The following is a 22,402-nucleotide window of genomic DNA, read 5'->3' on the forward strand; positions in this document are numbered from 1 at the left end:
TTGTCAGGCTCTCCCCGGAGCGGCAGGCCGTTGCGCGAGCAACAGACTCGCCGTGTTCTGTGCGATGCGGTCGTTGTTGATCATCAGCGGCGCGGAGTGCAGGTCGCGCAAATGGCGGCCGACGCTATACGGTGTGCCGTTCTTGTAGCCCGCCATGCCGCAGATCATCAGCACCTCATGCACGACCTGCAGCGCCATGTTGGAGATGCTGGTCTTCAGCGTGTTCATGTCGGAGGCGAAGCCGAGCTGGGCCGCGAGCGGCGCATCGGCCTGCGAGCGGCCATGACGCGCGTCGTGCGCGGCGCGGGCGGCGTCCAGCGCGACCGCGAGGCGCGCCTGCATCATCTGCAGCAGGCCGACCGCTTCGGCAAGGCGCAAGCCGGCCGGCGGCACCGCGCCGGGTGTCGAGCGGGCCTGGGCGCGGAAGAAGGCTTTCGCGCGATTCACCGCGTCGCCGGCCACGCCGGTCCAGACGGACGCCCACAACGTATGCGAGACCGGCAGCATGGTCTGGTCGGCGATCTCGGCGAACGGGGCCGGCAGAATCTGTTCGGCGAGACCACCCGCGACCAGCCGGAAGCCTTCGCTGCAGGTGCCGCGCATGCCCATCGCGTCCCAGCCGCCGCGTTTTTCGAGCTGCGTTTCTTCGCGTAACGCGACGATCAGCACCTGATCGGCCGCGGCCGATTCGGCGGTGCGGCGCGCGGTCACCAGAATGCCGTCCGCGTGCGCGCCGTACGAAATCGTCGGGGCGAGCTTTTCAATCCGAAAGCGCGCGCCGTCGAGTTCGACCGAACAGGCGCTGGTGCGCATGTTGCCGCCGATGGTTTCCTCGGACGTCGCCGAAGCCAGCAGCCATTGCCGCTCGACCAGTTGCGCGAGCAACTGTCGATGCCAGGCCGAGCCGCTGCCATGCGCTGCGATACACGCCACCTGGATCTGATGCATCGCGAACACCATCGCGGTGGACGCGCAGCCTTGCGCGAGGATCTCGCAGATCGCGCCGACTTCCGCGAGCGAGAGCCCGGCGCCGCCGAAGGCGACCGCCACCATCACCGAGAGCAGGCGCTCGCGTTTGAGCGCGTCGAAGGCCTCGCTCGGGAAACGCGCGTCGCGGTCCACCGCGTCGGCGAACTGCGCGGCGATCGCGGCGCAGCGCTGGGCGGCGGCGCGCCAGCCGGGCTCGGGTTCGACCGCCGTGAGCATGACGGCGGCGTCGCCGCCGGGCTGGGCGGCGGACACGGTGGCCTTATCGGCTTGTGCGGCATCGGCTTGTACGGCGTCGGCGTGTGCTTCGGCGGCCTGTGCGGCGACCGCCTGCGCTGCGGCGGCCTGCACGAGCGGCCCCGCCGCCTGGGCGGCGGCCGCGTCCAGCAACGGCGTGTTCATGCTGCCGCCTTCGCCTGTTGCAGTTCGGTGATCGCGGCGGCCATCGAATCGATGCTGGAGAACAGCCGGCGCGTCAGCAGCCGGTCCGGAATCTCGATATCGAACTGATCTTCGATTGCCAGCATCAGGTGCACGGTCGCGAGCGAGGAGAGGCCTGCGGCGTACAGATCGGCGTCGTCGGCCAGGCTGTCCGGCGGGACATCGAGGCGGGCCGATTCGGAAAGGATGCGTCGCAATGCGGTTTTCATGGTGTGGTGCCCCCTGATTGTTGAACTTGGAACGGTCTCTCGGATGGTTCTCATGGAAAACGACTGCATGTGGTGGTTGCAGGGTGGTGGTTGCCGCGATGGACACGGCCGTTTTCCAATAAGTCGTATTTAAGAATTGTCAAAGCCCAGCGTCAGTGCGATGCCGCACGGAAACGCGCGTTTCGCGGACGTACCGTGTAGCCATGACAACGTGCCGGCCTGTCGAGCCAGGCCGTCGAGGGCGGCGGGCGAAGCCGCGCTCGCTGAACTTATTGACCGCTGGGGAACGTGATGAACTGGAAAACGCTGGAATTCGAGCAGCTTTCGGCACGCGAGCTATATCTGATTTTGCGCGCGCGCAGCGCGGTGTTCGTGGTCGAACAGTCGCATGTCTGTCTTGACGCCGACGGCCGTGATGAAAACTCGCTGCACGTGTTCGCGGTGGAGGACATCGCGCGGCCCATGCCGATCCTCGCCTACGCCCGTTTGCAGCCCGGCGACGCGGAAGATCCTGAAATCACCATCGACAAGGTGCTGACGAGCCCGCTGCGGCGCGGCGACGGCACCGCCGAACTGCTGATCGAACGTGTGTTGCAGGCGATGGCGGAACGCTGGCCGGGACACGCCGCGCGGGTGAGCGCGCCGCTCGGCTTGCGCGACTTCTACGAGCAATTCGGCTTTCGCAAGACCGAAGGACCGTATCTGGAACACGGCGTGCCGTTCATCGGCCTGACGCGCCAGGTGCGCAGCAGCGCGCCGCGCTTCGGTACGCGGCGCCGCGAGCGCGACGGCGCGGTGCTCGTCAATACCTTCGAGCTGTTGTGATGGGGCGGATGCTGGTCACGCCTTCGCGTGCCGCTCAGCTCGCCGTCCCGAAGCCACTGAAGCCGCCCGGGCCGCCCTACGGCGAAGCGCCGGCGGCGCCGCCAGCGGCCACCTCAGGTACGCCAACGAAAGCCCTGCGTCATCCGCTGCGCCTGCCGTTGGCGTTATTCGCCGTGACCCTGCTGCTGGTGCTGCTGCATCAGGGCCGGCTGGTCGAGTTTTTCTTCCCGCTCGGCGCGTTCGGCGTTGCGCTGGTGTTGTACTGGCGCTCGCCCGCGCATTACCTCGGCTTCGTCTGCTGGCTGTTTTTCCTGACGCCGGAAGTGCGGCGTCTCGCCGACTTCGTCAATGGCGCGTTCAACGACCAGAGCCCGATCATGGTCGCGCCGTTGCTGGCCGTTGCGCTGACCGGGCTGACGCTGCTCAAGCACGTCACGCTGCTGGGCCAGCGCCGCGCGGCGCCGCTGGTGCTGATCGTGATCGCGCTGTTCTACGCGTATGTGATCGGGATGGCTCAGGTCGGTCCCGCACCGGCCACCTACACGCTGATCAACTGGCTGTATCCGGTGATGGTGGCGTTCTACCTGACCGTGACATGGCGTCATTACCCCGACTATCACCGGGTGCTGCTCAAGACCTTCGTGTTCGGCGGACTCTTGATGAGCCTGTACGGCCTGCTCGAATTCGTCTCGCCAATGCCGTGGGACGCCTTCTGGCTGATCGCGTCGAAGATGCAATCCGAAGGCCAGCCGGTGCCGTTCGGCATGCGCGTGAGCAGCACGATGAATTCGTGCGGCCCGTTCGCGGTCACGCTGATGGCGTTACTGCTCATGTCGTTCGCGGCGCGCGGCAAGGCGCGCATCGTACTCGGCTGCGTGGGCATTCCCGCGTTGCTGCTGACCAGCGCGCGCAGCACGTGGGGCGGTTTCGCGATCGCGCTGGTGTACTCGTTCGCGATGCTCGACGGCAAAAGCCGCCTGCGTTTGCTGGCCGGCGTGCTGGGTCTGGCCGTGATGGCCACGCCGTTGATGATGATCGACCAGGTTGCGGAGCCGGTCATGGCGCGCTTCAGCACGATGCAGGACCTCGGCCAGGACAACAGCTATCAGGCGCGCGCGGAGTTCTACAAGAGCTTCTTTTCGTCGGCGTTCACGGATATCGCGGGGCAGGGCTTCGGCTCGATCGGGCTGGGCACCAAGCTCTCCGACAACAAATCGCAGGCCATGGTCGATTTCGACAGCGGCCTGATGGAAGTGCCCTTCGTGATGGGCTGGCCCGGCACGCTGCTGTATACGGCTGGCGTGCTGATGCTGATGTGGCGCGCGTACCGTGCGAGCCGCCTGCATCCCACCGATCTGATGGCGGTGTCGGGCGTCGGCGTGGCCGTGGCGATTTTCTCGATGATGATTTTCATCAACACGCTGACCTCCGTGTCGGGAATGTTCTTCTTTCTCGGCGTGACCCTGCCGGTCATTTCGCTGCGCTACGCGCGCGAGTGTCAAACGCCGCGGCCCGCTTCCGGCGCGGCCGCTCGACGCATCGAACAGTACCTGAAGAAAGTCAGATGAAGGACCACAGGATGAGGATTCTGATCGTCACCCATGTCGTGCGTAAAAACGATGGGCAAGGGCGAGTCAACTACGAGATCGTGCAGGCGGCGCTCGCGGCGGGTCATAGCGTGACGCTGCTCGCCGCCGAAGCGGCCGCCGAACTGATCGAGCATCCGCGCGTGCGTTTCGTGCGGATTGCCGGCAGCCGTCTGCCGACCAAGCTCGTGCAATACCAGATGTTCGCGTGGCGCTGCGGCGCGTGGATTCGCGCGCATCGCGACGAGTTCGACGTGGTGCACGTGAACGGTTTTATCGCGTGGGCGCGCGCGGATGTCAACGCGGCGCATTTCGTCCACGACGGCTGGTATCGCTGCGGCTTCTATCCGTTTCGATTGCTGCACAACCTGTATCACGCGTATCAGGTGATCTACACGCTGCTGAATATCGCCTGCGAAAAATGGGCGTTCCGCCACGCGGACGTGATCGTGCCGGTCTCGCAGAAAGTGGCCGGCGAGGTGCGCGCGCTCGGCATCGGCGCGGCGCGCGTGCAGGTGATTCATAACGGCGTCGACGTCGGCGAATTCACGCCCGGTGCGCCGGAACGCGAGCGTTTCGGCTTGCCGTCCGCACCGTTCATGCTGCTGTTCGCGGGCGATCTGCGCATGTCGCGCAAGAATCTCGACACCGTGCTGCACGCACTCGTGCAGACCCGCGCCGACGTGCATCTCGCCGTCGCCGGGATTTTGCACAATAGTCCGTATCCGGCGCTGGTGGCGTCGCTCGGTTTGACGCAGCGGGTCCACTTCACCGACATGGTGATGGACATGCCCGCGCTGATGCGCTCGGTCGATGCGTTCGTGTTTCCGTCGCGCTACGAACCGATGGGCCTGGTGTTGCTCGAAGCGCTGGCCGCCGGCTTGCCGGTGATTACCGTGCGCACCGCGGGCGGCGCGGAAGTGATCACCGCCGGCAGCGGCATGGTGCTCGCCGATCCCAACGACGCGACGGCGCTGGCCGCCGCGATCGAACGTCTGGCCGGCGACCCGGCCTATGCGCGAAGCCTCGGCGCGGCCGCGCGCGAAGTAGCCGGCACCTTGAGCTGGCACGCGATGGCCGAGCGCTATCTGGCCGTCTATGAACAGGTACACGCGCGGCGCACAGCCCACGCGATGCCGTCCAACTGCGCGAGCGCGCCGGTGAAATTATGAGTGGGACTTCAATCGATTCGCTGCAGATCGGCATGCACTGGTTCAACGAGCGGCCCGGTGGCCTCGATCGGATGTTCAAGGCCTTGATCGACACGCTGCCCGACCAGGGCGTCAGCGTGCGCGGCATGGTGGCGGGCAGCCCCGGCGTGTTCGACGCGTCGGGCGGCCGCGTGCTGGCGTTCGCCGGTGTGCAGGAGCAACTGGGCGCGCGGCTGTGGGGCTCGCGGGTGCAATCGCGTGCGCTGCGCGCCGCGAAGATGCCCGACGTCGTCGCCTCGCATTTCGCGCTGTATGCGGCGCCGACCGCCGGCGTGTTTCGTCGCGTGCCGAAGGTCGTGCATTTTCATGGGCCGTGGGCGGCCGAATCGTATCCCGGCGGTGGCGGCGGCTGGTCGCGCGCGGCGCGTGTCGCCCTCGAACGGTTCGTCTATCGCGGTGCGACGCGTCATATCGTGCTGTCGCGGGCCTTCGGTCAACTGCTTCATGAGACCTATGGCGTGCGCGAGGAACGGATTCGCGTGGTGCCGGGTTGCGTCGACGTTGCGCGATTCAATGTGCGCGCAACGAAAATCAAGGCGCGCGAGCGGCTCGGTTTGCCGCAGGATCGTCCGCTGCTGTTCTGTATGCGCCGGCTCGTGTCGCGCATGGGGCTGGAGGATCTGATCGACGCGATGGCGATCGTCAAGCCCGAGCTGCCCGACGTGCTGCTGACCATCGCGGGCACTGGGCCGCTGGAAGAGCAGTTGCAGGCGCGGATCGTCGCGCGCGGGCTGGAGCGCAACGTTCAGCTCGTGGGTTTCGTCGCGGATGACAAAGTGCCGCTGTGGTATCGCGCGGCCGATCTGTCGGTGGTGCCGACGGTGTCGCTCGAAGGTTTTGGTCTCACTACCATCGAATCGCTGGCGGCCGGCACGCCGGTGCTGGTGACGCCGGTCGGCGGGTTGCCCGAAGCGGTGGCGCCGCTGTCGGCGGAACTGGTGCTGCCGTCGGGCGGCTTCAAGGCGATCGGCGAAGGCATCATGGAGGTGCTGCTCGGCCAACGCGTGGTGCCGGACAACGCGGCGTGCCGCGCGTATGCGCGCAAGCATTTCGACCGGGCGGTCGTGGCCGCGCAGGTCGCCGCCGTCTACCGCGAAGCGATCGACGCGTTCTGACGCGGCCGTGATCATGCGACGTCCCACGCGCAAAACTTTCGAACGGGCGGTGTGCGCCGCGGCGCTGGCGTTGCCGGTGCTGGTGCTGCTGAGCGCCGGCGGATCGGGCGGTGCCGTGACCGGCGCGGGCGCGACGTTGGCGCGCGCTGCCGAGGCAGCCGGCGCGCGCGCGCTGACCGTCGCCTCCGCCGCTGTGCCGGCGGCCGAAGCGCTGGCGGCGCTTGCGCATCCGTCGTTGTCGTATCGGACCTCGTGGGTCGGCAATACGTGGGGCTACGCGGACAAGCGCTGGATGCAGATCGACGTGCAGGCGATCGCCGTCGCACCGAATGGCGACGTCTTCACGAATGCGCCGTGGGACGAAGGCGGCGGTGAACTCGGTCAATACCGCAACGGCGAACTGGTGAGGCACGGCGGCGAGTCGCACGGCTGGGGAATGATGGGCGGCGACGCGATCGCGGTGAACGACGAATACGTCTACACCGCGCAGACGGTGGTGAGCCTCGGCAACGAGGAAGCCAAACATCGGCCGACACCGCGCGAGGGTGAAGAGTGGACCGGCGTGGCGCGCCGTAGTCGTGCGGATATCAGCGACGGCGTGCCGTTTGCCGGGCAGGTGAAATTTCCGGGCGGGCATCTCGCGTATCTGCTGATTTCGGCGTATCCGGCCAAGGGGGATTACGCGATTCGTGGCCTGGCCGCGGACGAAACACGGCTCTTCGTCGGGAACCAGCTCGACAATCGCGTGCAGATGTTCGACGCGCAGACCATGCAGCCGGTCGGCAGTTTTCCGGTGCATGAGCCAGGCCGTCTCGCGCTCGCGCCGGACGGTTCGCTGTGGGTCATCGAGAACAGCCGCACGGAGGGTGCGCGGCGCGTGGTTCACCATGCGCGCGACGGTGCTCGGCTCGGTGAATTGGCGTTGCCTGCCGGTGTGGTGCCGGTGGATCTGACCGTCGATACGCGTGGACGTCTGCTGGTCGCTGATAACGGCGTGCGTCAGCAGATACTGATTTTCACGGCGGCGTCTCAACCCGGCGAGGGCATGCAACTGTCGGCGAGCTTCGGCCAGCAGGGCGGCATCTATGCAGGCCGGGCCGGCGCGCCGGGGCCGCAGCGCTTCAACGGACTGACTGGGGTTGGCGTGGATCGCGCGGGCAACCTCTACGTGTCGATGAACGGCGCAGGCCCGCGTCCGTTCGGCGCGGGACCGAGCACCTTCGACGGTGCGCTGCTCGAAAGCTACACGCCGGACGGTGCGCAGCGTTTCAGTTTGCAAGGGCTGCTGTTCGTCGACGGCGCGCAGTTCGTGGACGGCGAGCCGCCTTCCATTTACACCGGCAGCAAGCGCTTCACGCTCGACCTGTCGCGGCCCGCCGGTGAAGAGTGGTCGTACGCCGGTTACACGGCGGACCGTTTCCGCTATCCGTACGACCCGTACTTTCATCTGTATCTCGGCGGTCAGCGCGGCATGCCGATGGTGCGCGACGTGCGCGGCCATCGGCTGCTTTATACAACCGATATGTACTCGTCGTATCTGCGCATCTATCGTTTCGCCGACGACCGCGAGACCGCGATTCCGTCGGGACTCTTTTCGCAGGCGCATATCGATGGCACGTGGCCGCCCAACCAGCCGCCGCAGGGCGAATGGATCTGGCGCGACGCCACCGGCAAGGGCGATTTCTCCGCGTCCGCGTTCGATCAGAACACTGGCAACACCAACGCGCCGCCGCTGCGCGCGTGGTGGGTCGATAGTCATGGCGATATCTGGCAGGGCACCGAATCGCAGGGTATCCGCCAGTTTCCGTTGCAGGGTTTCGACCACGCCGGCAATCCCATCTACCGCTATTCGGCGATGCGGCAGTACCCGCCGCCCGCGCCGTTCTACCGGATCGCACGGATGAATTATTTCCCCGACGACGACACGATGTTCGTCTCCGGTTCGACGCCCGCGCATCCGTTCGTGCAGGACAACTGGAATAGCGCGGGCTCGCAGCTCGCGCGTTACGACCACTGGAAGAGCGGCAAGCCGGTGCTGCGCTATGTGATCGGCTTGCCCGATCGCGGCTCGCCGGACTGGTCGTCGATCAGCGGCTTCGCGGTGGCGGGCGACTACGTGTTCGCGATCGAAACGCGCAGTGCAATCGTGCGGGTCTACGACCGCGCCACGGGACACGACGTCGGCCGTTTGTCGCCCGGCCGGGAAGTCGGCTCGAAAAGCGGCTGGGCCGATGTGCCGATGCCGCTCACCGCGCACCGCCTCGCGTCGGGCGAATACCTCGTGCTGGCTGAAGAAGACGCGTACGGCAAAGCGCTGATGTATCGCTTCATGCCACCGGCTGCGTCGCAAGCGGCCGCGCCACCTCATTCAACGAATGTTGCGCAAACCCCATGAAAATCATCCATCTCGCCAATCACGCGCGCTGTATCGGCAATGGCATCGTCAACGTGATGATCGACCTTGCGTGTCTGCAGGCGCGCGCCGGGCACGAGGTGATCGTAGCCTCGGCGGGCGGCGGTTTCGAGGAACTGCTGGCGCGGCACGGCGTGCGTCACGTGATGCTGCCGCAGTCGCCCAAGCCGTCCCGTGTGCCGGCGATGGTGGCTGCTTTCAGGCGGCTGGTCGCGCAGTTCGATCCCGACGTCGTGCATGCGCACATGATGACCGGCGCGTTGATCGCACGTTTTAGCGCGTTCAGCCGGCGCTTCGTGCTGGTCACGACAGTGCATAACGAGTTTCAGCGCACGGCTTCGCTGATGGGCGTCGGCGATCACGTGGTGGCGGTCAGCGACGCGGTAGCCGTCGCGATGGCGAGGCGCGGCATTCCGCGTGAGCGGCTGAGCGTCGTGCGCAACGGCACGATCGGCACGCCACGGCTTACCGGGACGCCGGTGGCGTCGACGCCGCAGTTGGCGCATCCGTGCATCGTCACGGTGTCGGGCATGTATGAGCGCAAGGGCATCGGCGATTTGCTGAGTGCGTTCGCGCTGTTGCGCCGACGCGTGCCGGACGCGATGCTGTATCTCGTCGGCGATGGGCCCGATCGCGCGGCCATGGAAGCGCTCGCGGTGACGTTGGGTGTCGCGGAGCAAACGCGCTTTGAAGGTTTCGTGGCCGATCCGCGCGGGTATCTCGCGCAGGCCGATGTGTTCGTGCTGGCCTCGCACTATGAGGCGGCGGGGCTCGTGCTGTGCGAAGCGCGTGAGACGGGGCGCGCGATTGTGGCGACCCGGGTGGGAGGCATTCCGGAAATGCTCGATGGCGGTGAGGCTGGTGTGCTGGTGCCGGTGCTCGATCCGGCTGCGCTGGCCGACGCGCTCGGACATTTGTTGACGGATGCCGATGCGCACGCCACGTTGTGCGCGCGAGCGCCGCTCAATCTCGACAAATTCGGCGTGCAGCAGGTGAGCGACGGATATCTCGCGATCTATGAACGGACGTTGGCCAGTTGCCAGCCGCGTCGGTTTGCGACGATGGTGACTTCCAATCTCGCGGTGCCTGAGAAGTCTTGAGTAAAAATTAGCTCGAAAAGAGACGCGCTATGAGTGTTGGTGAGACGGATTACTGAACAATCTTGTTTGTTCTGAAGTGTGCGTTTCTTGTTTGAGACGGAGCGGGTCTAGACGGCCGCGCTACCTGCTAGTCCAGGCAGGTAGCGCGGCCGTTTGCGTTATGAAATCCTTCGTCGCCTGTTTGACGAACGAAGGAAAATCAGTGGTGAAACGCGCCATCATTCGCGAGGGTGACACGACGTCACACGGCGGTCGTGTACTCGAAGGTAACGACAAATCAATGATCGACGGACGAGCAATAGCGGGCGTCGGACACAAGGTGCTCTGTCCGCTTTGCAAAGGTGTGTTTGCGATCTCGGACGATTTGCTCGGGCGTCGTTTTTCGCATCGGATGCATGGGCGCGATACGGCGGTTGATGGCATGCGCACCACTTGTGGCGCGGTGCTGATCTCGTCTCAGTCCCGAATGACAATCGAAGATAGCGGTGAGGTTGATGCTTATCGAGGCGGCGGTGACGCTGACGATGCTCGATCGGCCGATGTTCAATCGTTCGGCTCTGCGCCGACGCTTTGCGTCGAATGCCTGAGAGCCGCTACCGAAAGCGGTGCGACGACCGTGATGCGAGGGTAGGGCATGCCGGTGTCGACACTCGAAAGTTATCTGACGCAGCGTCGGCTACAGACCTCGTTGCCGGTTCGGCTCTACGCACTCATTGACGGCCTGCTTTATGGCGACGCGTTCGGCGCGACAGCGCTTGAACGGAGTTCCGCCGCGATTGCTTTATTCGATGAGACGCCGGACGCTTCTCTCGCCGATGCGGGGCCGTGGCTGATCGATTTCGAAGATGCTTCGATGGCGATACGGCACGAACTGCTGGAGCTTGCGGCGGGGGCTTCGGGTGTGTCGTGGCTCACTACGGCGTATCAGTTTCGATCGCTCACGCGGGAATTGCGCGAGCGGTTGGACGTGCGGATGCCGAACGGTGGCACGGCGCTATTGCGCTTCTATGACGCTCGCGTTTTGGGCGATATCGCGCGGGTGTTGTCGTCGTCGCAACGTGCGGCGTTTTTTGTGCCGGCCTTCGACTGGTTGGTGCAGATCAATGGCGAACTGATCAGGGTGCATCCGGATGATTGAGTTGACTTCGGAACAGGTCGCGGCGCTTGCCGATATCGACGCTAAAGGTTTTGTCGAGCGGGTGCGGCAGGATCTGATGAGCGAAGAGCCGGAACTGGTGGATGCCGTTTTTCTTTGGACGCGGTTGTGGCGTGCGTTTAATGTCGCGCGAGGAATCGGTATTCGGGAAGATGCCCATCTCGTCGAGTTTCTGCGACTCGAAGCTTACTCGCCCGGTTTCTATGAGAAGCCTGCGATGCGTGGCTGGATCAAGCGTTCGGCTAACTCGGCTAGCTCGGCCGACGCGCGGTTTCATGATTTTCTGTGTGTGTTGCGCTGGCGAATTGAACATCCTGAGTTTGTGGGAGGGTTGACGTATGGGGACGATACTGGCGCCGTTGCTGGAGAGCGCCGTCGCGGAGTTTGGGCCGGTTTTGTTGAGCGCTGGCAGAGCTTTATTGGGTGGTGCAATAACGGCAGCGACAGGTAGCGTGTCGGGTGACAAGTCGAAAGAGGACAGCAAGGCCACGCCTGCGGTGCGAACGCTCCCGCGTACTGGCGAGAGCTGCAAAAAATGTCCGCCGGAACAAGCAGGGCTTGCACTCAGACGATCGCACTACATGAATGCGGCACCGCGAGAATATCAAGGCCGTATTACGGGCCGGCCGTATAACGTCGCGGAAGGATGGAGCGAGGAATGGCACTGGTCGAAAATTGATTTCGACGGTTTCAAGCCTGCCGAATGCCTGTTGCAGGAAGCTAAAGGCAATTACGACCAGTTCGTCGATCAGCCTTGGGCAGTAAGGTCTTTTAAGGGATTTGACGATATGGCGGCAATGATCATGGCGCAGAGCGAAGTCGTGGCAGAGAACCCGCCAGCCCGGCTGATGTGGTACTTCCAAGGGCCTAAAACGCGGCAAAAAATGCTTGAAGTATTGACTCAGTATGGCGTTCCATCAGTTGTCGTGTCATGAGGAAACACGTGAAAATCAATGCGCAGTTTCGGGACCTGACGCTGTCACCGCTTGACTTCATGGAGGTATTAAACCGGCTCGGTTCGATCATTGATTCGATAGCGCAGAAGCGTGGCGATGTTCAGAAGAACACATGGCGTCTGAAAGGAAACTCGCGGGCTGATGCCGGCCTGTACCCAGCGTTCGACGAAGGTGGGGCGTCACCGGCCGCTCTTGCTGTTCTAAAAGAAGAATTCCGGAACTCACCCAATCGGACTTATGTGTCGATCTGGGACGGGAGCGACGCGGCGGCATCCGGGGTCAGTATGGTGTGTCACGTGGGACGCCCAGGTGCGTTGAATCTGTTCGTTGTCGAGATGCTTGGAGAGTATGCGCTGGCCGAGCTTACGACTGTCGCCAGCATCGTCACGTGTACTGTGCAGGAATTTAATCCTGCATACGTGGGAGTGTCTCCAAAGGGCTATTTTGAAAAACGCGTCTTCGACGACAAACCCGGCGTCGGCTGGATGCTCTATCTGCCGAAGCTCATCACCGCACAACAGGTGCCGGAAGCTCGCGCGCTGATTCCTGTCCCTGAGCATGGCAAGAACCAGACCGGCACGATCATCATAAGCGTAACCGACGCCGTCTTCTCGATAGACAACCCCGAGCACATCGAAATTGCCAACCGCATCGAGATCCGCCTCGTCGATCAGGATCTGCTACCTCGCTACGTGGACCTTTGAACCAGACGGCAGCCGACCAGTCCGCTCACGGGAAAAACAAACTAACTCATCGACAACGTCACCCGCGCCCAAACCTTATAAACCACTCCACGCAATTCACTCGACCCATGCAACGACAACCCCAGATTCGCCGCCGCTAGCGCGAGCGCCGCCAGAATACTCACCGGCAGCGCGCTAATCGTCTCGGCCAACGCGAGCGCCACAAGCAGGAACATCAGATGAACCAGCATATTGCGCACAATGGACCACACATGCAGCCGCGAGAACACCAGCAACACCGCATAGTCGAAGAAACTCTTCAGCACCACGACAGCCGCCGCGCCCATGATCCCGAACCAGTGAATCCCGCACCACAGCGCGCCGGCGAACACCGGTAGTTCGATCCAGCTCACCCCGGCAATAGCTGCCGGACTAGTCTGCGCCTGGATCAGAATCCCCAGAATGCCCGACTGCCCACTCAGCCACACCCCCAGCACAAGCACACTCGCAACCGGCGCCGCAGCCGCCACCGTCGGCCCGAGCCACAGCATCAAAAACGGTTTCAGCGCGAACAATGCGACGATCACGCAAGGCGTGAACGCGCCGTTCAGAAACGCGAGCGCCCGGTGCGCGAGCGCATCCGCATCCGCGCGCGACACCGCCGAGAGACGCGGAAACAACGTGCGCACCATCGCAACCGGCAGCAGATTCAGACGCGTAATGAGGTTCTGCGGCGTCGCGTAGTAAGTCACGAAGCGCGCGCCGAGCAACGCGCCCACCAGCACCCGATCGAGCGTCGATGCAATCATGTTGGCGCCGGAAAACAGCAGCATCCAGCGGCCATAACGAAACAGCTCCGCCATCACGCGCCATTGCGGCATCCGCACACGTCGAATCCCGATGGCGCGAAACGCGGCCGCGCCGAGCATCACGCCGGCAATCAAACGCGCCAGCACGGCCGCCGGTATCACGACCGCCAGCGACGGCGAAAAACAGAAAATCGCCGCCAGCGGCAGCAGTTGAAACAGCGCGGTCCCGATCGTCTGGTTGATGTTGAAACTGGTGAAACGCTCCACGCCGTTGATCGCGCCGGCAAACACCCACGAGACGTTCGCGATCGGCACGGCCACCGCAATCCACGGCAAACTCGCCATCACTTCGCGTTGAAACTCGGGTTCGATTTTTACGCCGTGCGTGATGTAAATGAACGTGCCGAGATAAATCAGCAGGCCGCCGACAATGCCGGTGCCCAGGTTCATGAACCACGCGCTCCAGAAGATCCGCTCGATCGAATCGTCGTTGGCGGCGCGCGCCTTGGAGATCTGATTTTCCGTCGCGAGACTCGTGCCGAGATCGAGCACGCTGAAGTAGCCGATCAGCGCCCACACCAGATTGATGACCCCGTAGCGCTCCACGCCCATCAGGTGGATGTACGCCGGCACGGTCACCAGGGAAACGAAGGTCGGTGCGATCGCTCCCGCGAAGTTGATGAAGATGTTCCTGACGATACTTCGTTCCATGGTGCGCTTGTCCGGCGGCTGAAGTCCTTCAATGGTGGGGGGCGTCCCGGACGCCGTCGGTTCGCGGCCGCACCCTGCGGCATGCGTGGCACGTTGGCGTCGGCCCGTCGCAGCCCCGAATAGTGCCCTGGTGCCCCGTGTGCCTGTGTGGGTGGCCGTACAGATAGTTGCGATGCGCCAGGGTTAAATGAGTAGCCAACAGAGGGCCGGGCCGTTTCGACACCCTCGGCACCCTCGGCATCGGCACCCAGTGCCGCTATTTAACGGGGCTTGACCATGAAGCAGGGCGAGAGCGGCGGGAGTGGATTGAACGCACGGTTGATCTCCCTATGCGTTCCCACCTGCAACCGGCCTGCGTTGCTCGAACAGGCCATCGACAGTTGTCTCGCGCAAACCTACGGCGAATTCGAAATCGTCATTGGCGACGACTCGGCCGACGATCGCGCGCAAGACGTCGTGGAACGCTGCCGTTCGCGCAGCACACGGCCTATCCGCTACGAACGCAATACGCCGCGGCTCGGCCAGGCGGCCAACGTCAACCGGCTATTCGCACGCGCGCAGGGCGCCAGGCTCGTGCTGCTGCACGACGACGATCTGCTCGAGCCAGGCGCATTGGCCTGTCTGGACGCGTGCTGGCAGCGCTACCCGGCATTGACCGCCGCGTTCGGCAAACAGCGTGTGATCGCCGACGACGGCACGCCGCGCCCGCAAGCCACCGAACGGCTGAACGTCGACTACCGGCGCGTGCCGGAACGCGCCGGCCGGCTGCCCGTGCCCGCGTTGGCCGGCATCGACCAGATGTTCCCGAACAACGGCTACCTCGTCGATACCCTAACGGCGCGCCGGATCGGCTATCGCACGGTGGCGGAAGTGGGCGAGGCGTGCGATTTCGATTTCGGTCTGCGCCTGAGCGTCGACGCCGCCGCGATCTGTTTCGTGGACGAATTCGTGTCGATCTCGCGCGAAACGGCGCAGTCCATTTCGACCCATGCGTTGCCTGCCATGCACGCGTTCGCGCAACTGCGCGCGAGCCGCGTGCCGGCCGCGGCGCAGGCCGCCCGCGACGACGCGTTACGCCGGGTCGCGCCGCGCGCCGCGTCCGCGTATGCGCGAGCCGGCGAACCGGCCAACGCGTGGCGTGTGCTGCTATCGAAGCATTACCCGATGCGCGACAGACTGCGCGCGCGGTTTTTCTATCACGTGTTGCTAGCGGCCCGTTCGACGTTCGCGCTGCGTACGCCGCACGGCGGCTGAATCTATTTTTTGCATCGTTTCATTGCAGCTCGTCTTTCGCACAACAACGCTATCCGTGCCGCCCGCGCCTCGAAGTAGCAGGGGCTATGTGGCAAGGCGTACAGAGGATAGGTATGAGGTTTGTTGTAATGCTTGAAAGGTAAGCACAGTGAGGAGCGAAGCGTGAGGCCAGTAGTCTTCGATGGTCAGTTCGGTTGGTTCCATCCGGCGAATGGGCCGCATGGCGTGGTGTTGTGTTCTCCGTTCGGTTATGACGCGCTCTGCACGTATCGCGGTTTGCGCAGACTGGCCGAGCGACTCGCCGAACGCGGCATGCCGGTGTTGCGCTTCGACTATCCCGGCACCGGCGACTCGGCCGGCGACGCGAGCGAACCCGGCCGTTGGCGCGCGTGGATCGACAGCATCAAGGAGGCCGTCGCGTGGCTGCGCGAGTCCACCGGCGTCGCGCGCGTCAGCCTGTGCGGCTTGCGTCTGGGCGGCACGCTGGCCGCGCTCGCGGCGCAGGAACTCGGCGGCGTGGACGGCCTCGTGCTGCTCGCGCCGGTGCTGTCCGGCAAGAACTATCAGCGTGAGTTGCGCGCGCATTACCGGCAGTGGCTGTCGATCCCGGCATCGATGGATTGCGTTCATGAACCCGATACCGACGCCTTCGTCGAGGCCTACGGTTTTCGTCTCTATCAGGACACGCTGGAGAGTCTGCGCGCGGTCGACTTGCGACGCGACGCGGAGCAGCCCGCCGCGCGCGTTCTTGTGCTCGATTCGCTGGACGCCGGACGCGTCGACGCGCTGGTCACGCACTATCGCGAGCAAGGTCTCGAAGTCGAACGGCAGCCGTTCGACGAATACAGCAAGTTCATGCTGGAATCGCTCGACAGCGAGCTTCCGCGAGCGGCGTTCGCATCGATTGAAAACTGGCTGACGGATCGTGACGGTAACGCGGTGGCGAGCGCGCGCGTGAACGTGAACGTCGGCGACGATGAGAACCACGCTGCTGTTCATTCAGTCACTCATGTGGCCACTCACGCAACGGACCACCTCGCCGGCCATCCCGTCGCGCCGAACGTGGTCGAGACGCCGGTCTGGCTCGACGGCGGCAGATTGTTCGGCATCTACTGCGCGCCGGCCGCGCGCTGCGAAGCGCATGCGAGCGCCACCGCGCCGGCCGCGTTGCTACTCAATACAGGCGCCGTATCGCGAATCGGCAATGCGCGGCTCGGCGTGCGTTTCGCGCGGCGTCTCGCGCAACAGGGCATCAGTTCGCTGCGGGTCGACCTTCGCGGTCTGGGCGACAGCCTGCCTTCCGTCGACGGCCTGAACCTCGACGCGTTGTACGCGCCCGAAGGCGTCGACGATGCCGCGTGCGCGGCCCGCTGGCTGAACGCGCAAGGCCATCGCGGCGCGGTGGTGCTCGGCATTTGCGCGGGCGCGTACATCGGCCTGCATGCCGCCGCGCGCGAACCCGCCGTGACCGGCGCGGTGCTGGTCAATCTGCAGAAGTTCACCTGGCGCAACCTCTGCGACGAGCAAGGCAAGCCGGCGGTTGCGCCCGCAACCTTCGGCTCGACGCGCAGCTATCTGCGCTCCATGTGCCAGCCGCGTAAATGGCTGCGCGTGCTGAAGGGGCAGTCGGGCGGCTTGCCGGTGGCGCGCGAACTGACGGCGCGCTTCACGGCTCGCGTCGCCGCGACACTGGCCGACCGGCTCGAACGCGTGAGCGGCATCGAACTGGGCGCGCGCGAAGCGCACCGCCTGATTGCCGCGGTCGATGCCAAAGGCGCCGAGACCCGTCTCGTGTACGGCGTGCTCGACGAAGGCGTCGAGGAACTGGAATGTCACTTCGGCGCGCACGGTGCGCGGCTGCGGCGCTTTCATCACGTTCGCGCGGCGTTTTGCGAGCGGACCGATCACGCGATCCTGTCGTCGAGCGCGCAGGAAAACGTGATGTCGTACTTCGAGAATTTCTATCGCGACAGCTTCAGCGGGATCGCGCGGACCGACACCGAACCAGCCCACGACGCGCGTGCGACGCGCTCCCGCTGGCGGCAGTCGAGGGCCGCGCAATGGCTTGTAAAGCGGGCGCGCGCGGTTCGTCTATTCGGAGAAGCTTCATGATTGCGCGGGACGTCCCGCACAGGTGAGCTTCAGGGGAGGAGCGCCATGCATCGTCAAACCGAACTGGATCGCATCAATCGCGTTGCGTGGAATTCGGCCGACGCCGCGCGCGTCTTCACCCAGGAGAAGACCTTCTCGGACGCTGGCGAGGAGGCCGCCTTCGGCTGGCTCGCGCCGCGTTGCAGCGGAGCGCCGCTGCTCGATATCGGCGTCGGCACCGGCCGCACGATTCCGTTGATGACCGCGATCTCGAACGACTACACCGGCGTCGACTACACCCAGAGTCTGCTCGACCTGGCGAGGTCGCGCTATCCGACGCGCGATTTGCGGCACATGGACGCGCGCGATATGTCGGCGTTGCCGTCAGGCCACTACGGACTCGCCGAGTTCAGCTGGAATGGGATCGATTGCGTCGACTACGACGACCGCGTGCGCATTCTCGAAGAGATGTATCGCGTCGTGCGACCGGGCGGCTATGTGCTGTTCTCGTCGCACAACCGTGGCGGCCCAGGCTATCTGGAGAACATCTGGCAGCTGTTGCCGCACTTCACGCCCAACCCGCTCAAACTCGGCTGGCGCACGCTGATTTCCGTGCGGCGCTTTCAGCTCGGCACGCTGAACTATCTGCGCCACGTGAAGCTGAATCACGACTACGGCGCTTATGCGGTGAAGACCGCGGCCGCCCACAACTTCGGCATTGTGATCGTCTATACGACGCTCGGCGAGCAGCGCCGCCAACTCGTGCAGGTCGGCTTGCAGAGCGACGCGGTGTTCGGTAGTTGCGAAGGCAACCGTATTCCCGACGATGTCGAAGACAGCGGCGCGTGGTGGTTTCATTTCATCGCGCACAAGCCGCTGGCCGCCTGTCGCTTCGATTGAGATGGCGCATTTGAGATCGAGCCCTTCGGGATCGCGCACGCCGCGCGATCGAGCCGCGCCGTCATCGTCTGCGCCGAACGTGTCGGTTCGGACGCCGTCCCGTCTCTTTCCGCCAGCGGCGCGCCACTGCGCCGTGTCGGTCAGACAATTCGCTGCGCTACGTGCGTCTTCGCACTATGCAAATTTTGCAACGCAGGCACGCTTGGGACGCAAGCTTATGGCCCATCAAAATATGCGGCGTTACACGGACGAAACAATTCTTCAGAGGGATAACCCTGTCAGGACGTTTCCCAACTGGCGCATCTGTTTTGAAGCTAGCAACGTATCGTAAAACAACCAGGCAGCATCAATAAAACGACACACGAGGGCCGCTTGATCAACAGGCTACGCGGGGGCAAACACCGCTTCGGGGAGAGTGTCATGGAACAGGCAAACAAGGATCGATCGCTGGTGAGCAAAGTCATGGACGGACTGGTCACCGGCATCGTCGAAGAGAAGTACGGCGCCATCCTGCCACCGCAGGATGTGCTGTCGAAGGAGTTCGATGTCAGCCGCACCGTCATGCGCGAGGCGCTGTCGATGCTGCTCGCGCGCGACATGCTGGACGTGCGGCCGAAGATCGGCACGCGCATCCGGCCGATGAGCGATTGGCGGATGATCGACGAGGACGTCGTGCAGTGGCGTTTTCGCGCGAAGCCCGATCCGCTGTTTCTGCGCGACGTGATCGAGTTCCGCATTCTGATCGAACCGCGCGCGTCGGCGCAGGCGGCCGCGCGCGGCAGCGCCGCCGATATCGCGGCGATTCGCGAGGCGTTCGAGGCGTTCCGGGCGATCCGGCCGGGCGAGCCCGGCTATCAGGAAGCCGACGAGTTGTTCCACACCCGCATCGTGGTGGCGAGCGGCAATCAGTTCTTCAAGCAGATGGCGGCGATCATTCGCGGCGCGCTGTCGACGGTCAATCCGATCGTCACCACGCGGGAAGGGCTGTGGGAGACGGCGGTGAATTCGCATCGGCGAGTGGTCGACGCGATCGAACGGCGCGATCCGAAGGAAGCCGAAATCGCCTCGCTCGCGATGATCGATTACACGGCGGAAGAAATCGGCGGTCAGTTTTCCGGCGAACCGCCCGTCACGCGCGAATAAGCGCAACCGCTGCCGCGACGGCGGCAGGCGGATGGTCTTCGACGACCTGGCAGCACGAACGACGCGAGCTCATGTTCACGCGTGAGCGAGCGGCATGCGCGACAATAGCGCCTGTTCGGAACTGCATGGACTCGAAGAAACAATGACTACGACGTCAACATCCGCGGCAAACGCGACTCCGCAATCTTCAACGGACCGTGTGATTCGCTGGGGGATCGTCGGCACCGGCCGGATTGCCCGACGCTTTGCGCAGGGGCTGGCGTTCGTGCCGCACGCGCAACTCAGCGCGCTGTGGTCACGCCGGGCGGACCCTGCCCAGGCCTTTGCCGAAGAATTCGGCGGCGAGGTCTGCGCGAATTTCGACGCGCTGCTCGCGAGCGGCATCGACGCGCTTTATATCGCGACCGTTCAAGACAGCCACGCCGACTACGCGATCGCCGCATTGCAAGCCGGTCTGCACGTGTTGTGCGAGAAACCCGCCACGATCAACCAGCCGCAGCTCGAGCGTGTGCTCGAGGCCGCGCGCGCCGCGCAACGGCTCTTCATGGAAGCCATGAAGCCGCCGTTCTATCCTCTCTACAGAAAGTTGCGCGCGCATCTAACGGCCGAGCCGATCGGCGAGGTGGGACTCGTACGCGCCGGCTGTTCGGTGCCGGGTGTGCCGGACGATCATCCGTCGCTGTCGTTCGAGCATGCGGGCGGCGCGCTGCTCGATATCGGCATCTATGAGATCTTTCTCGCGGTCGACTGGCTGGGCGCGCCGCGTGAGGTGCAGACGCTCGGGCGGCTCGGAGTCACCGGCGTCGATCTGTTCGCGAGTCTGAACAGCCAGCACGAGCGCGGTATCGCGCAGTTGTTCTGCGGACTCGATCTGCACGGCAAGGGCGACGCGCTGCTCATGGCCAAAGGCGGCCATGTGACGATTCACGAGCCGTGGTGGAATCCGTCGCGCGCCACGATCCGTTACGCCGATGGGCGCGTGGTCGAACTCGACGAGCCGTTCGAAGGCGGCGGCCTGAACTACGAGACCGCGCATTTCTGCGAGCTGATTCGTGCGGGGCAACTGGAGAGCCCGCTGATGCCGCACAGCACGTCGGTGCAGATGATCGCGATGGCCGACGCCGCGCGCGCGGCGCTGGGGCTGAAGTTCGCGGGGGAGTGAGGGCTGCGCCGCGTGGCTCGCCGAGGCGGTGGTACGATTTGCGCGGGCCACGCCGCGCGTTCAATAGCGCCGTTGGCCCGCAGCTTTCGAACACCTTCCACTGGAGCCGCTTGCCATGCGCATGCTTGGAAAATTGTGGCGCGACAACAAGAGCCTCGTCGCGTTTCTGTTCTTGATGGTGCTGTTTCGCAGCGCCGTGGCCGACTGGAACGTCGTGCCGAGCGGCTCGATGCTGCCGACCATCCGCGAAGGCGACCGGATTTTTGTCGACAAGATGGCCTATGATCTGCGCGTGCCGCTCACGCACATTACGATCGCGCATCTGCATGATCCGCAGCGCGGCGATATCGTTACGATCGATTCGTCGGCCGCGCATGAGTTGATCGTCAAGCGTTTGATCGGCGTGCCGGGCGACCGCGTGGCGATGCGCGACAACGTGCTGTACGTGAACGGCGTGCGCGCCGATTACCAGCCGCTGAAGCTGAAGCCGCTGCCGGGCGATGCGACCTCGCCGGGCGATTATCTGACCGAGCGCTTCGACGGCGTCACGCACACAATGCGGCTCGCGCCCGACGCACCCAGCCCGCGCAATTCGTTTGGGCCGGTAACGGTGCCGCCGGGCGAGTATCTGATGCTCGGCGACAATCGCGACGACAGCGCCGACTCGCGTTACTTCGGTTTCTTTCCGCGCAAGGAGTTGATGGGCCGCACGCGTCACGTGGCGTTCTCGCTCGACCCGGACCACTACTACGCGCCGCGATTCGAGCGCTTTGGTGCTGCGCTGGATCCGCACGCTGCGCCGCTCGCGAGCCGCTAGACGCGAGCCGCGAGCTGGGCGATTTTCCGGACTCACGGCAGATGCACCGCAAGACGCTCGAAGCGGATGCTCAGTTGCGCGACGGCAGCGCGAGGCGTCGTTCGTACCAGCGCTGCACCCCTTCGAGCAGTTGACACAACACCCAGTAGACCGCGGCCGCGGCCAGATACAACGGCAGCGGCTGATAGGTCGACGCGATGATTTCCTGTGCGCTGCGCAGCAGTTCGGTGACGGTAATCACCGACACCAGCGACGTGTCCTTGATCAGGCTGATCAAACTGTTCGACAGACTCGGCACGGCAATGCGCAGCGCCTGCGGTGCGATCACATAACGCAGCGTCTGGCGGCGTGAGAGACCGAGGCTGTACGCGGCTAGCCATTGGCCGTTGTGAATGCCCAATATCGCACCGCGCATGCTCTCCGACAGATACGCCGCGACGTTCGCCGACAGCGCGATCACGCCGGCCGGCGTGGGATCGAGCGAAATGCCGAAGCTCGGCAAGCCGTAGTAAATCACGAAGATCTGCACCAGCAGCGGCGTGCCGCGCATCACGCTGACGTAGATGCGCGCGAGCCACTTCAGCACGCGGTTGTGGCTCACGCCCATCAACGCGAGCACGGCGCCGGCCAGCAGGCCGAAGAACATCGACAGAACCGCGAACTTGACCGTCAGGACGGCGCCCTGTGCAAGCACAGGAAGCGATTGGACGAGCAGGGAAGTGGTGGACATGAGCGAGGGCGTCGGGTCGGGTTGGCGTGAGGTTGGCGTCGGGGTGCCGTCGGATTGCCGTCGGGGTTGACGCGCAAAGCGCACATCATAAACGTCGGCGGAT

General features: G+C 64.4%; 21 protein-coding genes. 17 read left to right on the top strand and 4 right to left on the bottom strand.

Features of this window, described 5'->3' with window-relative positions; all coding sequences use genetic code 11:
* Positions 1-3 precede the first annotated feature (3 nt).
* Positions 4-1,206, bottom strand: a complete 1,203-nt coding sequence (locus tag HWY05_RS08455) for an acyl-CoA dehydrogenase family protein (RefSeq protein ID WP_176058433.1) — start codon at positions 1,204-1,206, stop codon at positions 4-6.
* A 179-nt stretch (positions 1,207-1,385) separates the two neighbouring features.
* A complete protein-coding gene (locus HWY05_RS08460; RefSeq protein WP_035550733.1) occupies positions 1,386-1,637 on the bottom strand; it encodes an acyl carrier protein in 252 nt (83 codons plus the stop codon).
* Between the two features lie 291 nt (positions 1,638-1,928).
* Between HWY05_RS08460 and HWY05_RS08465 the strand changes: the two genes are divergently transcribed.
* The 11 genes from HWY05_RS08465 to HWY05_RS08515 all read left to right on the top strand — a co-directional run bounded on the left by HWY05_RS08465 (position 1,929) and on the right by HWY05_RS08515 (position 12,703).
* Complete coding sequence (locus HWY05_RS08465) at positions 1,929-2,462, top strand: GNAT family N-acetyltransferase (RefSeq protein ID WP_035550729.1); 534 nt, start codon at positions 1,929-1,931, stop codon at positions 2,460-2,462.
* Positions 2,462-4,030 carry a hypothetical protein gene (locus HWY05_RS08470; protein WP_176058035.1) on the top strand — a complete coding sequence of 523 codons (1,569 nt, stop codon included), beginning with the start codon at positions 2,462-2,464 and terminating at the stop codon, positions 4,028-4,030. Before HWY05_RS08465 ends, HWY05_RS08470 begins: the two co-directional genes overlap by 1 nt.
* An 11-nt stretch (positions 4,031-4,041) precedes the next feature.
* Positions 4,042-5,220 (top strand): glycosyltransferase family 4 protein, encoded by a 1,179-nt coding sequence (locus HWY05_RS08475; RefSeq protein ID WP_176058036.1) that lies wholly within the window; start codon positions 4,042-4,044, stop codon positions 5,218-5,220.
* Positions 5,217-6,374 carry a glycosyltransferase family 4 protein gene (locus tag HWY05_RS08480; RefSeq protein WP_176058037.1) on the top strand — a complete coding sequence of 386 codons (1,158 nt, stop codon included), beginning with the start codon at positions 5,217-5,219 and terminating at the stop codon, positions 6,372-6,374. The genes HWY05_RS08475 and HWY05_RS08480 overlap by 4 nt, the downstream gene beginning before the upstream one ends.
* A gap of 13 nt (positions 6,375-6,387) precedes the next feature.
* The gene (locus HWY05_RS08485) at positions 6,388-8,769 is read left to right on the top strand and encodes a hypothetical protein (protein WP_176058038.1); all 2,382 of its coding nucleotides are present in this window, start codon (positions 6,388-6,390) and stop codon (positions 8,767-8,769) included.
* Entirely contained in the window at positions 8,766-9,887 is a 1,122-nt protein-coding gene (locus tag HWY05_RS08490) for a glycosyltransferase family 4 protein (RefSeq protein ID WP_176058039.1), read from the top strand. Before HWY05_RS08485 ends, HWY05_RS08490 begins: the two co-directional genes overlap by 4 nt.
* 202 nt (positions 9,888-10,089) lie before the next feature.
* Positions 10,090-10,518 carry a PAAR domain-containing protein gene (locus HWY05_RS08495; RefSeq protein ID WP_176058434.1) on the top strand — a complete coding sequence of 143 codons (429 nt, stop codon included), beginning with the start codon at positions 10,090-10,092 and terminating at the stop codon, positions 10,516-10,518.
* A gap of 3 nt (positions 10,519-10,521) precedes the next feature.
* Positions 10,522-11,025 carry a DUF4123 domain-containing protein gene (locus HWY05_RS08500; protein ID WP_176058040.1) on the top strand — a complete coding sequence of 168 codons (504 nt, stop codon included), beginning with the start codon at positions 10,522-10,524 and terminating at the stop codon, positions 11,023-11,025.
* Positions 11,018-11,494, top strand: coding sequence for a hypothetical protein (locus HWY05_RS08505; protein ID WP_176058041.1), 477 nt, complete (start codon positions 11,018-11,020; stop codon positions 11,492-11,494). The genes HWY05_RS08500 and HWY05_RS08505 overlap by 8 nt, the downstream gene beginning before the upstream one ends.
* Position 11,495: 1 nt before the next feature.
* The gene (locus HWY05_RS08510) at positions 11,496-11,978 is read left to right on the top strand and encodes a restriction endonuclease fold toxin 5 domain-containing protein (protein WP_347880802.1); all 483 of its coding nucleotides are present in this window, start codon (positions 11,496-11,498) and stop codon (positions 11,976-11,978) included.
* Positions 11,979-11,986: 8 nt separating this feature from the next.
* Complete coding sequence (locus HWY05_RS08515) at positions 11,987-12,703, top strand: immunity 52 family protein (protein ID WP_176058043.1); 717 nt, start codon at positions 11,987-11,989, stop codon at positions 12,701-12,703.
* Between the two features lie 41 nt (positions 12,704-12,744).
* On the opposite strand, the gene HWY05_RS08520 is transcribed toward HWY05_RS08515, so the two are convergent.
* Positions 12,745-14,202 (bottom strand): oligosaccharide flippase family protein, encoded by a 1,458-nt coding sequence (locus HWY05_RS08520; RefSeq protein WP_176058044.1) that lies wholly within the window; start codon positions 14,200-14,202, stop codon positions 12,745-12,747.
* A gap of 276 nt (positions 14,203-14,478) precedes the next feature.
* Between HWY05_RS08520 and HWY05_RS08525 the strand changes: the two genes are divergently transcribed.
* The 6 genes from HWY05_RS08525 to lepB all read left to right on the top strand — a co-directional run bounded on the left by HWY05_RS08525 (position 14,479) and on the right by lepB (position 21,569).
* Positions 14,479-15,456, top strand: a complete 978-nt coding sequence (locus tag HWY05_RS08525) for a glycosyltransferase family 2 protein (RefSeq protein ID WP_176058045.1) — start codon at positions 14,479-14,481, stop codon at positions 15,454-15,456.
* A gap of 162 nt (positions 15,457-15,618) precedes the next feature.
* The gene (locus HWY05_RS08530) at positions 15,619-17,568 is read left to right on the top strand and encodes an alpha/beta hydrolase (RefSeq protein WP_176058046.1); all 1,950 of its coding nucleotides are present in this window, start codon (positions 15,619-15,621) and stop codon (positions 17,566-17,568) included.
* A gap of 45 nt (positions 17,569-17,613) precedes the next feature.
* Entirely contained in the window at positions 17,614-18,447 is an 834-nt protein-coding gene (locus HWY05_RS08535) for a class I SAM-dependent methyltransferase (protein WP_176058047.1), read from the top strand.
* 420 nt (positions 18,448-18,867) lie between these two features.
* A complete protein-coding gene (locus HWY05_RS08540) occupies positions 18,868-19,590 on the top strand; it encodes an FCD domain-containing protein (RefSeq protein ID WP_035550695.1) in 723 nt (240 codons plus the stop codon).
* 142 nt (positions 19,591-19,732) lie between these two features.
* Positions 19,733-20,752, top strand: a complete 1,020-nt coding sequence (locus HWY05_RS08545) for a Gfo/Idh/MocA family oxidoreductase (RefSeq protein WP_176058048.1) — start codon at positions 19,733-19,735, stop codon at positions 20,750-20,752.
* A 115-nt stretch (positions 20,753-20,867) separates the two neighbouring features.
* Positions 20,868-21,569 carry a signal peptidase I gene (gene lepB / locus HWY05_RS08550; protein WP_035550691.1) on the top strand — a complete coding sequence of 234 codons (702 nt, stop codon included), beginning with the start codon at positions 20,868-20,870 and terminating at the stop codon, positions 21,567-21,569.
* A gap of 70 nt (positions 21,570-21,639) precedes the next feature.
* Here the strand turns inward: lepB and HWY05_RS08555 are convergent, their stop codons facing one another.
* Positions 21,640-22,299 carry an amino acid ABC transporter permease gene (locus HWY05_RS08555; RefSeq protein ID WP_035550687.1) on the bottom strand — a complete coding sequence of 220 codons (660 nt, stop codon included), beginning with the start codon at positions 22,297-22,299 and terminating at the stop codon, positions 21,640-21,642.
* Positions 22,300-22,402 lie beyond the last annotated feature (103 nt).

This window comes from Paraburkholderia sp. BCC1876 (assembly GCF_902833695.1).
In the GTDB taxonomy this organism is placed as follows: domain Bacteria; phylum Pseudomonadota; class Gammaproteobacteria; order Burkholderiales; family Burkholderiaceae; genus Paraburkholderia.